Origin of the sequence: Paraburkholderia strydomiana (genome assembly GCF_031456815.1) — a bacterium.
Lineage (GTDB): Bacteria > Pseudomonadota > Gammaproteobacteria > Burkholderiales > Burkholderiaceae > Paraburkholderia > Paraburkholderia caledonica.
Genome location: NZ_JAVDVL010000013.1, coordinates 159,994 through 172,584, shown reverse-complemented (window position 1 = coordinate 172,584; position 12,591 = coordinate 159,994). Strand labels below are relative to the sequence as shown.

At 59.4% G+C, this 12,591-nt stretch carries 13 protein-coding genes and 1 pseudogene; 5 read left to right on the top strand and 9 right to left on the bottom strand.

Annotated elements, in window-relative coordinates; translation table 11 throughout:
* Nucleotides 1-296 precede the first annotated feature (296 nt).
* Nucleotides 297-593 carry a hypothetical protein gene (locus J2W46_RS28195; RefSeq protein ID WP_310358176.1) on the bottom strand — a complete coding sequence of 99 codons (297 nt, stop codon included), beginning with the start codon at nucleotides 591-593 and terminating at the stop codon, nucleotides 297-299.
* A gap of 206 nt (nucleotides 594-799) precedes the next feature.
* Nucleotides 800-1,044: pseudogene (locus J2W46_RS28190) on the bottom strand (YciE/YciF ferroxidase family protein); the annotation flags it as partial.
* Nucleotides 1,045-1,176: 132 nt separating this feature from the next.
* Here J2W46_RS28190 and J2W46_RS28185 point away from each other — a divergent pair.
* Together J2W46_RS28185 and J2W46_RS28180 are read left to right on the top strand one after the other, a co-directional pair.
* On the top strand, nucleotides 1,177-1,650 hold the full coding sequence (locus tag J2W46_RS28185; RefSeq protein WP_310358174.1) for a PRC-barrel domain-containing protein: 474 nt from the start codon (nucleotides 1,177-1,179) through the stop codon (nucleotides 1,648-1,650).
* Between the two features lie 309 nt (nucleotides 1,651-1,959).
* Nucleotides 1,960-2,445, top strand: coding sequence for a Mov34/MPN/PAD-1 family protein (locus tag J2W46_RS28180; RefSeq protein WP_310358172.1), 486 nt, complete (start codon nucleotides 1,960-1,962; stop codon nucleotides 2,443-2,445).
* A 190-nt stretch (nucleotides 2,446-2,635) separates the two neighbouring features.
* Here J2W46_RS28180 and J2W46_RS28175 read toward each other — a convergent pair whose 3' ends face one another.
* Nucleotides 2,636-2,824, bottom strand: coding sequence for a CsbD family protein (locus tag J2W46_RS28175; RefSeq protein ID WP_310358171.1), 189 nt, complete (start codon nucleotides 2,822-2,824; stop codon nucleotides 2,636-2,638).
* Between the two features lie 603 nt (nucleotides 2,825-3,427).
* Here J2W46_RS28175 and J2W46_RS28170 point away from each other — a divergent pair.
* Nucleotides 3,428-3,709: a hypothetical protein gene (locus J2W46_RS28170; RefSeq protein WP_310358169.1), complete on the top strand. Its 282-nt coding sequence runs from the start codon at nucleotides 3,428-3,430 to the stop codon at nucleotides 3,707-3,709.
* A 66-nt stretch (nucleotides 3,710-3,775) separates the two neighbouring features.
* On the opposite strand, the gene J2W46_RS28165 is transcribed toward J2W46_RS28170, so the two are convergent.
* Together J2W46_RS28165 and J2W46_RS28160 are read right to left on the bottom strand one after the other, a co-directional pair.
* Nucleotides 3,776-4,060 carry a DUF883 family protein gene (locus J2W46_RS28165; RefSeq protein ID WP_310358168.1) on the bottom strand — a complete coding sequence of 95 codons (285 nt, stop codon included), beginning with the start codon at nucleotides 4,058-4,060 and terminating at the stop codon, nucleotides 3,776-3,778.
* Nucleotides 4,061-4,638: 578 nt separating this feature from the next.
* Nucleotides 4,639-5,001, bottom strand: a complete 363-nt coding sequence (locus tag J2W46_RS28160; protein ID WP_310358165.1) for a hypothetical protein — start codon at nucleotides 4,999-5,001, stop codon at nucleotides 4,639-4,641.
* A gap of 1,120 nt (nucleotides 5,002-6,121) precedes the next feature.
* Here J2W46_RS28160 and J2W46_RS28155 point away from each other — a divergent pair.
* Nucleotides 6,122-6,400 carry a hypothetical protein gene (locus J2W46_RS28155; RefSeq protein WP_310358163.1) on the top strand — a complete coding sequence of 93 codons (279 nt, stop codon included), beginning with the start codon at nucleotides 6,122-6,124 and terminating at the stop codon, nucleotides 6,398-6,400.
* 133 nt (nucleotides 6,401-6,533) lie between these two features.
* On the opposite strand, the gene J2W46_RS28150 is transcribed toward J2W46_RS28155, so the two are convergent.
* On the bottom strand, nucleotides 6,534-6,962 hold the full coding sequence (locus J2W46_RS28150; protein WP_374726873.1) for a DUF934 domain-containing protein: 429 nt from the start codon (nucleotides 6,960-6,962) through the stop codon (nucleotides 6,534-6,536).
* Nucleotides 6,959-8,734, bottom strand: a complete 1,776-nt coding sequence (locus tag J2W46_RS28145; protein ID WP_310358160.1) for a nitrite/sulfite reductase — start codon at nucleotides 8,732-8,734, stop codon at nucleotides 6,959-6,961. The genes J2W46_RS28150 and J2W46_RS28145 overlap by 4 nt, the downstream gene beginning before the upstream one ends.
* A gap of 258 nt (nucleotides 8,735-8,992) precedes the next feature.
* Between J2W46_RS28145 and J2W46_RS28140 the strand changes: the two genes are divergently transcribed.
* Nucleotides 8,993-10,408 carry an aminotransferase-like domain-containing protein gene (locus J2W46_RS28140; protein ID WP_310358156.1) on the top strand — a complete coding sequence of 472 codons (1,416 nt, stop codon included), beginning with the start codon at nucleotides 8,993-8,995 and terminating at the stop codon, nucleotides 10,406-10,408.
* Between the two features lie 44 nt (nucleotides 10,409-10,452).
* On the opposite strand, the gene J2W46_RS28135 is transcribed toward J2W46_RS28140, so the two are convergent.
* Both J2W46_RS28135 and J2W46_RS34390 read right to left on the bottom strand, forming a co-directional pair.
* Nucleotides 10,453-10,656, bottom strand: a complete 204-nt coding sequence (locus J2W46_RS28135; RefSeq protein ID WP_310358153.1) for a DUF2970 domain-containing protein — start codon at nucleotides 10,654-10,656, stop codon at nucleotides 10,453-10,455.
* Nucleotides 10,586-10,957 (bottom strand): MipA/OmpV family protein, encoded by a 372-nt coding sequence (locus J2W46_RS34390; RefSeq protein WP_374726872.1) that lies wholly within the window; start codon nucleotides 10,955-10,957, stop codon nucleotides 10,586-10,588. Before J2W46_RS34390 ends, J2W46_RS28135 begins: the two co-directional genes overlap by 71 nt.
* Nucleotides 10,958-12,591: the final 1,634 nt, after the last annotated feature.

The following is a 12,591-nucleotide window of genomic DNA, read 5'->3' as shown; positions in this document are numbered from 1 at the left end:
GGTTCTTGCTCTTCTTGGTCACGTTTGTGTCGGTCATTGGACGTTATTTCCGTTATCGTCTCATGACCTCTTCACACGAAATATCTGACAGGCTCATCTGCCGTCGCGCAGATGGCAGTGGATTTGTCACCAGTTTTCCGTACCCGTCAAGCTCATACGCCTGCGTCCCGCCCGATGTCACCGCTGTCGTAGCGCGGCGCCATGCAGCAAGCAGTCCGGTTCTGTCGAGTAGTGCAGGCACCTCCATGACGGGTCTCGCGACGAATTCACTTATTGCTTCTGCAACAGCATCACTGTCAGTAAGCCTTCTTCATGCCACCACTGCCCGAAGCCGGTGCCTCCATTCCTCCCTTCTTCTGTATCTTCGGCTTCATCTGCTTCTGCGAGATGTCGCCCGACTTGCTCATGGTATTTGCGCCAGACGCGCCCGATGGTGACTCCGTGGCTCCGCTGGCATTCGGCGTTCCCATTCCGGTGCCGCCTTGGCCTGCACCGGCGGCACCACCACTTGTACCCGCACCCTGGGCGAAGGCGGTGCCGGACAAAATCAGAATGAGTCCTGAAAACAGTAGTCCTTTCGTAGCAACTCGCATGATGGTCCCCTCGTGCAAGCGACCAGTTGCGGCCTAGGTCGGTGCAACTCCCGCTGCGTAGAGTCGCGCAATTTGCGTGCCGCCGGGCCGCAGATTTGTCTTCTCATTCACATCATTGGAGTGTCTGTCGGACGTTCCGCTTCATGGAGGGCACGTCGACCGTCGGTCGCAACCCCATGGGACGCCAGACGCCAGGGGTCGCAGTGAAGCAGTTCGACGGCAGCCGTTTCCCCGAGCCGTTTCGCCAAGGCAATCAACGAGCCGTACGATGCAATTTCGTAGTGCTCCACCTTCTGGGCTGACGCGATGCGCGCCGTGTCGAGAACCGGGCCATTCTCGATTTCGGCAATCTGCTCCTGCCCCTCTTCGACGAGACCGTCCATTGCAACGCACTTGATGCACTGGAGTCGATTCGGCTGGCTTCGACGACCTGGTCAATCCTTCCAATCTGCAGTTGGCGAAGTGCTCGCATATGTCAGTCTCATTTGCGTTACCGGCGTCTGGCGTCGCAACGTCCGGGAAACGGCTTCAGCCGTGGCATGGGAGTTGCGGGCCAAAGATGCATCTCTGTGTGGGAAAGACCATGACAATTCTTGACCCCACGAAGCAGCAGAAGACAGGCGGCAAAGATGCGGATACAGTTACCGGCGGAGTCCGCGATGGGCCGCTCGCGGATGTGATGGCCGCCTCAACCCTGGACGACGCCAGGGTGATGTCGGCTGACGGAGAACATGTTGGGAAAATATCCGACATCATGCTCGACGTGCAAAGCGGCCGCGTCGCATACGCCGTCCTGGCAGAGGGCGGCTTTCTAGGCATCTGTTGCACATTGCACGCCATTCCGTGGAGCGCGCTGATGCTGGACGCTGACGAGAAGTGTTTTTTCGTCGACATGACGGCCGAAGAAATCAGGAACGAGCCCGGTTTTGACAAAGACCACTGGCCATCCATGGCGGACGCGCAATGGGGCGCTACGGTTCATCAGTACTACAACCGCGCGCCGTACTGGTCTCCTGCCCGCACGGCTCCCGAAAGTGAAGACCCCACTGACTTATAAAGCATCTGCTGGACAGGCGTGATGCGAAGCGGCCGCCGCCGCTGGATAGCGCAACATGGCAGGCACCCAGTACCGCGGGCCGCCACCTTCCTTACGGACGAAACCATGACCGCTCATCGAAAAATGCAGATACGCGACGCGGACCGCCCGTCGCCGAACAGATGCGGTCTGGCGACGCCCTCAACTCGCCGCGCCAGACGGCGCTGCACCTGACCTGCAGTCGCAGGATGACGACGCATTGGCCGACGAAGACGCGCGCTGAACAAGCTGACCTGTTCCCGGAAGGGGCGCCGCGAGCGGAGATTTTCAATGGACGACCGATTCGACAGACGTGAGTTGCTGCTTCACCTCGGAGACATGCTTGAAGCTTTGAGCTGTCTGGCCCGGACGGGTGCGCCCGATACGCCGGTGGTGCAGCTTGCAAAGGAACAGGACTTGTTCCGGGATTTTGGTTTCCTCCGGGCGATTGCCCCGAAGATGACGGTGGCCGAATTCAGCGAACGCGTCGCCAGCGCGTTCTTTCTGTGGCCAAAGACACTGCTCGATACCGAGCTGAACCGGAAAGCCGTGGCGTCAACCGTTCAGCACGAGCTCTTTGACGGTAACGCCGACGGCTGGAACGCGTATGTCGCTCACATGCAGAAAAAGGTAAAGTGGTTCGGGAGCGGGCTTCACGAAATGACAAATAATGTCGCGGACGAACTGACTCCAGCCGGCGTTGCGCCGTCCGCGACGCGGAACTCGCCCGGGGAGCGGAGGGGTTGGCCCTGGCCCGACCCAAAGACGAGGAGCTGACCGCTGTACGTCGTGGAAATCAACGCCAGATTCAAGCCACCGGCGCGCCCCGGCCCAGCCTTGGCGAATAGCGCGTCAGGCGACGAACTGTCTCCGTTGAAAAGGACGGCGGCCTACTTGCGAGTCGGCCGCCTGACACAGCTTCGACGCTGCGGCGCAATGCCTTCAGCGCAGCCTCGAAGGCACGCGGTTAATGGTGACGCGTCGTCCGGTCCTTCGCCGCTTCCCTGGCGTCACCAACGTCCTTCCTGGCTGCTCCCGCAGCCTGCTCCACATCACCTTTCAGTTCCCGGGACGGTCTACCCATGACCTTGCCCATTGCCTCGTTAACCTTGCCCCTCATCTTCTGAGCAACGCCTTTGACCTGGTCCTTGTTCATGATGCATTCCTCCGAATATGCGACCAACGTCGCGCTAACAGTTGCGACACATTCAGTATAGGAAAAGCGCCTCCTTCGTGAAGCAGAGGCGACAGGCGAGGTTGCAGGCTTTGCGAATGGGAAATCGCACGGACGAGACGTTAGCCTGCCGGAGCACCGCGGTTAGAGCGCTTGCGGCATGCATCGCGCGATGCCCGACAACGCCGCAATGCGGCGCCTTCGGCGCGCTGGGTAGATGCGAGGGTGACCCGGCCGGACGTCGCGACCGGCGCGCCGCTCGTGGCGTCATGACGAGTAGCGTGGATGCGGGTCCGCTTGGTCAGCATTCCTCTACTGTTTTGCCGACGCAAACAACAGTAAACTCGTCCGACCGGTGGCGAAATCAGGTTTGACGCTGTACTCCGCGCAACCGTTATAGCGGGCCCACCGTAAGCCTCGTCCTCTGTCATGTCTGCCCGACGGCAGTTGGTCCGCCGCTCCCTTGGGGAGCTTCACATCGCACTTCGCCTAGGTGCGTCGCGGGTCAACCACCGCAGTGCAAAAGCGTCGCACACGTGCGGAACGTGCCTTGCTGAACATGCACACACCCTATTGGAGTTCATCATGGCAAATCAACCGACAGAGCAACTCGCTACTGAAGACAAACCCGGAAGAAGTGTCGGCCATGTAGTCGAAGACACGTTTGCGGCAAATGACGCATCGTCGGCCGGAAGCGTGAGCCGCATTGACCCCGACGACAAATCGACGGACCAGAATGCCGAGGAGAGTGATGTTCCCGGTACTGACCCGGACGAGGACATTCCGGACGAAGAGACGCCATCCGAGCCTTCCCCCGGCGACATCCCGCCGGAGCGCGAAGCGCCGCAGGGACGCGCAACCGCGTGAACTGACTGCAGGACTGGCCCGGATGGAGGCGACGTCCACGATTCCTCCAGTTAGGCAAAATCTGGGTCAGCGGCTGGCAAGCATTCCAATGATGAGGCCGCCAATGAGCGCCATCGTGACTGCTTTCCACGGAGCTTCATGAACATAATCATCGGTCGATTCTGACACGACGCGGTACTTCGTCCTGACCGCCTCCTGCGCACAGGCAATCTTGTCCTTCAGGTCTGAGAGCCTCCCCGCACTGGTTTGGGCATCGTTGCGCTGTGGAGATGACTCCGGGCCGCCGGACCGGTCGGACGCGACCGGTTGGGGCACGGCTGCCAGGGCGGTGGGTTGATGCGACTCGGTCATTTGAACCTCCCAATTACGTTTGAATGGTCCACAGCTTGAGCAAATCGCGTGCCTCGCAGAGGCGTGAAGTCGCCATTCGCACAGGTCTCGGCACTCCGACACGCGAGTTTTTCCGCGCACGCACCGCCTGTCGACGGACCGTCGCCTGCGGTGGATGCCCGTATCAGCTGCCTCGCCTTAGGCAACGACGCGGCCTCTGAACCACTGCGAAATTGAGAACGGGAAACGTGGGTCAACGCGGTCGTCGTTTTAGCCGTGAGACGTTGACGACGCTTTCCGGATGTTTGTCGACGAAGCGGCTTGCTATGAGAATGCGTGCAGGCGCGTGGGCGTCAATGCAATCAACGTTGCCGAGTCGTTTGCCAACGACCCCAGTCCGGCGACGTCTGTCGTGATGATGCTCTAGAGGGCAACGCCTGCGGAGTTCCGCCAGGGGATGTCCTGCAAGACTTTCTGGGGGCAGAGTTGCTCCGGCGTGACGTGTACTCTTTGGCAGTTGAACGCTAGGGCGCAGTTCTTGGGCAGAGCCTGCGTTTGGACCGCCGCGCCCTCGTCTGGGCCGCAGAGGACATCCCGCTTCAAAAGTCGCCCGAATCGACCAGATGAATGAGGCAGCGCTGATAAATTTCTCTTGCAACCGGCGAGCGAAAATCGAGGTGCAGATTCTCACAAAACAGCGTCCTCACTGATTCTGGCGTCACGTCAAATTGCCGCGAGTCCTCAAGACCTTCAGCGACATCTAATGCCTGAGCACCGAGCAGGACCCGTTGCATTCCTTCGACTGATACGTCGTTCGCCTTTAACCACAGCATTGTCGAGTCGGCGAGATGCTCCACCGATAGCCATTTGCCCGACATCTGCCGTGCAAGCAGCTGCGACACGACCAGATAGGCCAGGAGTTCGGCGCGAGCACGCAAGTCCGTATTTAGCGAGTTACTCATCGCGAGATTACCTTCGACACAGCTATTTCAGCATTGTAGATGTGGCCAACTGAAGTGGTCCAATGTCATCACCAACGAAGCCATCTGGAAGGTTCCCGGGCCGTTAAGCTACCGGTCAATGCTCCTCCCGCTGCGCCACGGACCAACATTCACGCAGAAAGGGTGCAGGTCGCGCTGCCGCCCGCAAGCGGTAAGCAGGTCCGCAGCGGGGATACGACTATCTGACTCCCAGGTTCGGACACACCGGCCGCGCTGACACGTCCGACGAAGGGCAGTTGACCTTTTACGGCAACACCCTCCCAGCTGCAGATGTGCCTCTTGGTCGCGCAGTCCGCATACCCGCAGGAGTGAGGGCTTGTCAGACGCTCGCAGCGGCTGGAATGCGTTATGCGGGGTCTTCGAAGCAGTTCTCTCCACCAGCGCGGCGCTCGTCGCGCTACCGCCAGAGCGAATCAGCTCTGAGACACAACGCCCGCCATGGTGTCACCCATATGGGTTCCGCTGTCCGGACCTGAACCTTCTCAGTTGCACTTTATGGCAGCGCAATACCTGCGCCGGACGATGGACCTTCCGATTCAACCTTGTAGTCGGTGCGTTGACCTTTACGGGCAACCTGCCACTGAGCCGCCGCACGCCGGCCTCAGTTTGAACAGCGCCAGCGCCGTCACCGGTGCGGAGGAGCATTACACGTGCGAACGATGCCGCGCAGTGTTTGCGCGGATTCTCAGAGGGCCGGCGAAACTCCGGATTTGGTTGTTGCTGAACGCCAGCCAACACTAGCAGCTGGAGTGTCGCGCCTAAGAACCGGACTTCGGGAAGCGAGGAGTTGGTCCGGCGAAACGTTGCATCGCAAACCGGGCTCGTCGAGGACCTGCTCGACCTGAGCCACATCTCTTCGGGAAGCTGGCTGTTACTACGAGACCAATGCTCCTCTCCCACAGCCTGTTTGCTGAGTTGCGGGAGGACGGACCGCTTGCAGAGGCAAAAGGCGTAACGGTCCGCAACATGTCTCGTCCGAGTGCCGATAATGGGCGGTGCCGCCCGACTGAGGAAGGCATCACAATGCAGTGCGCACTCTCAGTGGGTGAACCTATAGTACTGAGCAGCACGGAGACATGCCATGGGCCGAGCGGAGTATGAAGGTGCAATCAACCGGTTGGTTGCAGCGGCAGAACTGGTAGTGTCTGGTGCATCGGACGAGCAGAGACTGGATGCGCTTCCGATGCTGGCGTTCTTTCGACTTCGACGCACACGCATTGCGGAGCACGGCGCGCCACATATCGCGAACCAGGACCTCTTCGGGGAAATCGCGACCGCCGCACTCACGATGGCGGGCCGCAACGAGTTTCTCGCGGCATCCGCGCTTCTGACCCAAGCACAGACGCTTATTGAGGCCTAGCTAGTCTCCAGCCGGTTGTTAAAGCGTAGACGGTTCGTCGTCTTCCGTCTGAGTGTCGAAATATCGCCCTGCTATTTCTTGTTTTCCCGGTACGCTGAGGCCTCGTCGGCGCGGCAGTGGTTTTACGATACCTTCAATCGGACGTGGAAGCAGGTTTAAGCGCTGGGCCTGCGGCAAGAGGCAGAGAGTCTACAGTGAGGTCGCGTTGATAGAAGCCGGAAAATTGCTCCAGGTGGCGGGCCGCCTCCGCCGGGTTGAGTCCGTCGTTAAGCACGGCGCTGGAGAAGCCGGTTCGCGCCATCTGCAGCAGTTGGTCGACCTGGACGTCACCCGTTGCCCGCAAATCTCCCAAGAAGCGTAGCCTCCGGCGCAAGAGATACGCCTGGCTATATGCTCGGCCGTCGGTGAAATGCGGAAAATGCAGTTCAATTCGCTCCACGCCGGCGAGCTCGCCTGCTAGCGTCATGGGGTCCGCATCGTTGGGCAGCCTCAGAACGCTCAGTTGTTCGCCATCTTGAGCCGCGCGCCTGTCGATGACTTTAAAGCGGGGAATATTGTTCACGCCAGCACCTCATCTTGGTTTCGAGCGCCATTAGCCGCCGCCTTGAAGGGGTCAAGGCCGACGCGACGCAACGTCTCGATGAAGCGTTCGTACCGCCCCTGTTCCTGGTGTTCCCGAAGGTCGCGATATGCGCTGAGGATGGCCTCGATTGCATCAGGAACTTCGGCAGCAGAAAACGACGGACCAATTACCTTGCCGGGCTGCGCGGTGCCGCTGGCCCGGCTCCCGTCGGCCCCGCCCAACGTAATCTGGTACCACTCCTTCCCATCCTTGTCGACGCCTAGCACTCCGATATGCCCGCTATGGTGATGGCCGCAGGAGTTGATGCATCCACTGATATGGACATCGATGTCACCGATGTCGTCGAGTTCGTCGATGTCTTGATACCGTTCGGCAAGAGCCTGCGCGACAGGAATCGAACGCGCGTTGGCCAGCGCGCAAAAGTCTCCTCCCGGGCACGCGATGATGTCTGTCATCAAACCGATGTTTGTGCTGGCGAGACCGAGAGCGCTCGCAGCCTCCCACAGCGCGAATAGCCTGGACGCGGGCACCCAGGGCAAAACGATGTTCTGGGTGTGGGTGACCCGCGCCTCACCACCGGAGAAACGGTCTGCCAAGTCTGCCAGGCGCTCCAACTGCTCCGCCGAAGCGTCTCCTGGCGCGTGGCCCAGCCGTTTGAACGACAGCGTCACGATGCGCAGCGCCGGTTCCCTATGCGGCGCCACGTTCCGCCGCATCCAGCGCGCAAAACGGTCCGGGACGGCGGGTGCATCTGCTTGCGAACTGCCGGTAGCCTCGGCGACTGTCTCGGGCGGCACAAATGCGGCGGTCACACGGTCGAGTTCTGCTTGTGTGATGGTGTGCGGAGCGCCGTCAAGTTCAACGATTTGCCGGAACTCCCGCTCGACGTCGGCGATGTAGCGCTGTCCTTCTGCCTTTACCAGAATCTTGATGCGCGCCTTGTACTTGTTGTCGCGCCTGCCGTAGCGGTTATACACCCGCACGACCGCTTCAATGTAGTTCATGATTTGGTTCCATGGCAGGAACTCCCGCAGAACCATTGCAATCATTGGCGTTCGGCCCATACCGCCGCCGACCGAAACGCGGAATCCCAGGTCGCCCGAGCTGTTCCGCACCAGTCGGAGACCTACGTCGTGCCAGTCGGTCGCCGCTCGGTCATCGGTGGCGCCGGTGACTGCAATCTTGAACTTGCGCGGCAGATAGGCAAATTCAGGGTGCAGTGTTGTCCACTGCCGCATCAGCTCAGCGAAAGGCCGTGGGTCGGCAATTTCGTCAACGGCCACGCCAGCACGCTCGTCGCATGAAATGTTTCGGATGCAGTTTCCGCTCGTCTGAATGCCGTGCATGTCAACAGACGCCAGCAGGTCCATGACATCGGCAGCTTTGGCCAAGGGAATCCAGTTGAATTGGACGTTCGTCCGGGTGGTGAAGTGCGCGGTATTTGTTGGCAGCTGCGTCGAGCCGAGCTTCGCCTGAGCCTCCATGGCACTGCGATACACAGATTCGGTCGGGGTATCGTATTCGCGTGCGATGCGGGCGAGGACGCGCAATTGCGCGCTCGACAACTCACCATAAGGAACCGCCACCCGCAGCATCGGGGCGTGCCGCTGCACGTACCATCCGTTCTGAAGTCTCAGCGGGCGAAAATCGTCTTCGCTCAGTTGCCCGCTTTGCCACCGCTCTAGCTGGTCGCGAAACTGTGCTGCACGGCTTTTGACGAAGGCTTTGTCGAACTCGGTATATCGATACATGGGTGATGAGCATCTCCAGTCACGTCCTTCCAAACGTGCGCTTGGCGCGCGCGAGGCAAACAGCGACGGTAGATGCGTCAAGACCAACCCGGAAGGAGCAGTTGCCGGCGATTTCTGCGTAGCAGTGGGCCGTGGCAGGCCCGGCGACCTGAGACACGTTCATTCCGGGGTAGCATGCAGCCTGAGAGACGACTCGTGGCTCCTCATGTCAAGCAGTGCTGTGGGCCCGGCCTGGATAATGCGCACCAAGGTCCAACAATGACTCGGTTTGAAACCATTGCTAACAACCTGGCAGAACAAATCCGCGCGGGCCAGATTCCGGTGGGCGCCCGGCTTCCGTCATTGCGACAAATCATCTCGCAATATGGCGTCAGTCAGACGACGGTCTTCCGAGCCTACTATCTGCTCGAGCAATGGGGTTTAGTCCGCGCGGAGGAGCGCGCCGGCTACTTCGTTACGCCTGGCGCGGCAGTTCACGCTGAGGTCCCCAAGCAGAAGCAGGACGACGCGCCAAAGAAGGTCGACATCAGCGACCTTGTGTTCTCGGTCCTGGAATCGACGCAGCATCCCGACATTGTGCCGTTGGGCTCGGCGTTTCCTTCGCCAACGCTGTTTCCGTCGTCGCGGCTGTTGAAGTCGCTCGTCGCCGGAACGCGCTCGCTCAGTCCCTGGAGCACGGTTGAAGACCTTCCTGGCAGCGACCGTCTTCGCCAACAAATCAGATTGCGATATGTGGGAATTGGACTCGCAGTCGCTTCCAAAGAAATCGTTGTGACCAACGGCGCTCTGGAAGCATTGAACCTCTGTCTGATGGCAGTCACGCGGCCAGGCGACGCCGTGGCGGTAGAGTCGCCGGGGTTCTATGCCGCCTTGCAAGCAATCGAGCGTTTGGACCTGAGAGCAGTCGAGATTCCCGTGGACCCCATCTTGGGCCTAGACCTGGACGCACTGCGACGCGCGCTCGAGCAGCACCCCATCCGGGCTTGCTGGTTCATGCCCAACTTCCAGAATCCGACGGGAACTTCTTTGTCGATTGAAAAGAAGCGGGCTCTAGTTGAGATGCTGCGGGAAAAGCAGGTTCCGCTCATCGAGGACGACGTTTATCAGGAGCTCCATTTCAGCCGCGACCGCCCCGTGCCAGCAAAGGCATTCGATACTGAAGGACTCGTCATGCATTGCAGCTCGTTCTCGAAGACGCTAGCACCCGGTTACCGGGTTGGATGGGCCACAGCGGGCCGATTTGCGGACAAAGTTCGGCGACTCAAACTAATGACAACGCTGTGTGCAAGTATCCCCGCCCAGGCTGGCATAGCTGACTACCTGGAGAACGGCGGCTACGACAGGCATCTGCGCTCCCTACGCTCATCGCTTCAAACGCAACTTGGACAGATGGAGGCCGCGCTGCACCGATGGCTGCCCGACGCGGTCAAGTGGACGCGCCCACACGGAGGCTACATGCTGTGGATGCAACTCCCACAGTCTGTCAAAGCGATGGAGCTTCACGCGCTGGCGAGCGAACGCGGCGTCAGCATTGCGCCAGGCCCAATGTTCTCAGCGACACACGCTTTTCAGAACTGCGTGCGGCTCAATTTCGGGCACCCTTGGGATGCCCGCTTTGAAAATGCAGTTCGAGCACTTGCCGAGATTCTGGACTCACCCACAGTTCGCGCCTGACGATGTCGCGAAGCACAGACGCGCGCTGCGACACATGTCCGCAGTCAAAAACCCTGCGCTGAACTTGTTCCATTGACAATCAGCTCGACTACACCAAGGATGAGCAACCCAATCATTAGAGCCAGCGCCACTGCGACAAAGGGTAGCAGCACCATGTTGACATTGGCCAAATCGGCTTCATGGTTTGCACGCTTGCGCACGCCGAAGAAGCTGGCCAAAACCATGCCGACCATACGTAGCAGTTCCACGACCTTTCTCCTCAAAACATAAGTCACGCACGCATATTGAAGAACGGCGAAGGACGCGGGAAGTAGCAGATACCGCGTGATGCAGGTAAGCAGCCTCGATTTCTTCGTTGCGGCAAATGGCCGCCGCCCAGCTCGTGACCTGCGCCAGGGAGCCGTCCGGACTGAACGCCGGTAGCCCGCTTCGGGCCGAGTCCGCCGACGTGACGCCGTAATAGGTTTGATTAAGGCCCTGGATGACGCATGTCGCGCCCATGCCAGCACCGACGAACACGCGCGCATTCACGGGCCCATGCGCGCGCATTCGAGCGGAACGCGTACGCCGGTGCACACCGCGCCCGCATTGGTGAACACCGTTAATGAGCTGCAAAGCCGGTAGGGGAAACCGCCGACATGGTCGCATTCATAGCCGACATAGCCACCGGCCTCCACGTGCCTTTCTTCCGCCTTTCTTTGCGCGTTGAAAGAGTTAGGCCGGGAAATCATATTCGCTTTGCTTAGCGAATCATGTTGGCTCTGGTTTAAAGCAACACATAAGATTCGCGCGTCTTCACAAAAGGGCCGGCGCCTTGGAATTCTGTAGTAATCGACTTTCGAACAGTTTCGCTGCCTGACCGGCAGGACGCCCGCGCTCTCATTTCTTAGCCGCCGCCTTGCCAGCAGGCAGACGGTGCGCGCCGCAGTTATCCATCCCGTGTACCTAGACTAGCGCCATCCAGTCGCAGAGATTGTGCACGCGCGCGCAGCGCCGCGTTGTGCGCGTGGGCTCGCGGCTCAACCGTTGCGTTCGGATGCAGCCAAAGGCCCGGAATCTATTTCCGTTGCCATCGAGTAAGTTGCGTTAGGCAGAGGGAAAGATGATTCGTACGCAGCACCATTCAGCGGCGCTACGTCGCAAGACGATGCTCGTAGTACGGCTGGTCCCTGTCATTAAGTATTGCGTACATTGTCGTGAAGTCGGATGCATCTGGGCTGAGTCAAGCGTTTATGTTTTCCGGCCCGATAGAACTAGTGCAGATTCCTGCCTCGACGCGAAGTGGTCGGCTTCGAGGAAATTGGACGCGCCTCACGGGTGCAATATACAGTGTGGTGAAGCCCGCATACGTTTTCAACAATGGCTTGAAATTTTCGGCCGACTGAACTGTACTCATTGGGAGATTCGGTTACATCCCACACTGGCTTGGAATCTCGGCACAGGTAGATGCGAACTGAGGCGTCGGTAACTCAGTGTTCGCCTCATACTCTCAATAACCCGCGCAAAGCCTCCCAGTGTCCAGTAGGAGGGATGTCGTGTCTGGTACTTGGTTAGGTCTTGGGGTTGTCTGTGTGCTGGCGGCCATCGTCGGGGGAGGTCTTAAGCTTGCTGGCGTCGAAGTGCCCATCATCAACTCTCCAGTCCGACAGTTTCTGCTTTTCATCGTTGGGCTTGCCATCGTCGCCATAAATCAGCAATCCGTATGGCTGCCCTTCGTCATTCCCGATGAGATAACGGAGACCGAGGCAATTACCCTTGAGACCGGGGCGTCGAGAAGTATTCCGTTGCGCCTGGAGCGAGAAGGTGCAGTTCTAGTCACACTCGAACGACTGACCCCTGATTTCACAGGTTTCACAGGGGCGCAGGGGCAGCCAGGACAAGACGGATTGCACGTGACCCTGTGTGGGTCGACCGCCACGCAATGCGAGCAACGACAACTGGGGCAGTCTGACACAGTCAGCAAACTACTACCCGCTGGGCCGGGAAGCATTTCCGTTTTTAATTTCGCAACCAGTCCTCGAATGACATTTGTTCTCAAGATACGTCAACCCCGATGCCTACCGGCGTTTTGCGAAAAAAGCAGTAGTACTACAAAGGTATTTCGGCCGGACGGATAGAGCGACGTGAATGAATGGGGGCATCGGGGCTAGGATTGATTGATATGGCGATTTCCTCGACCAGAG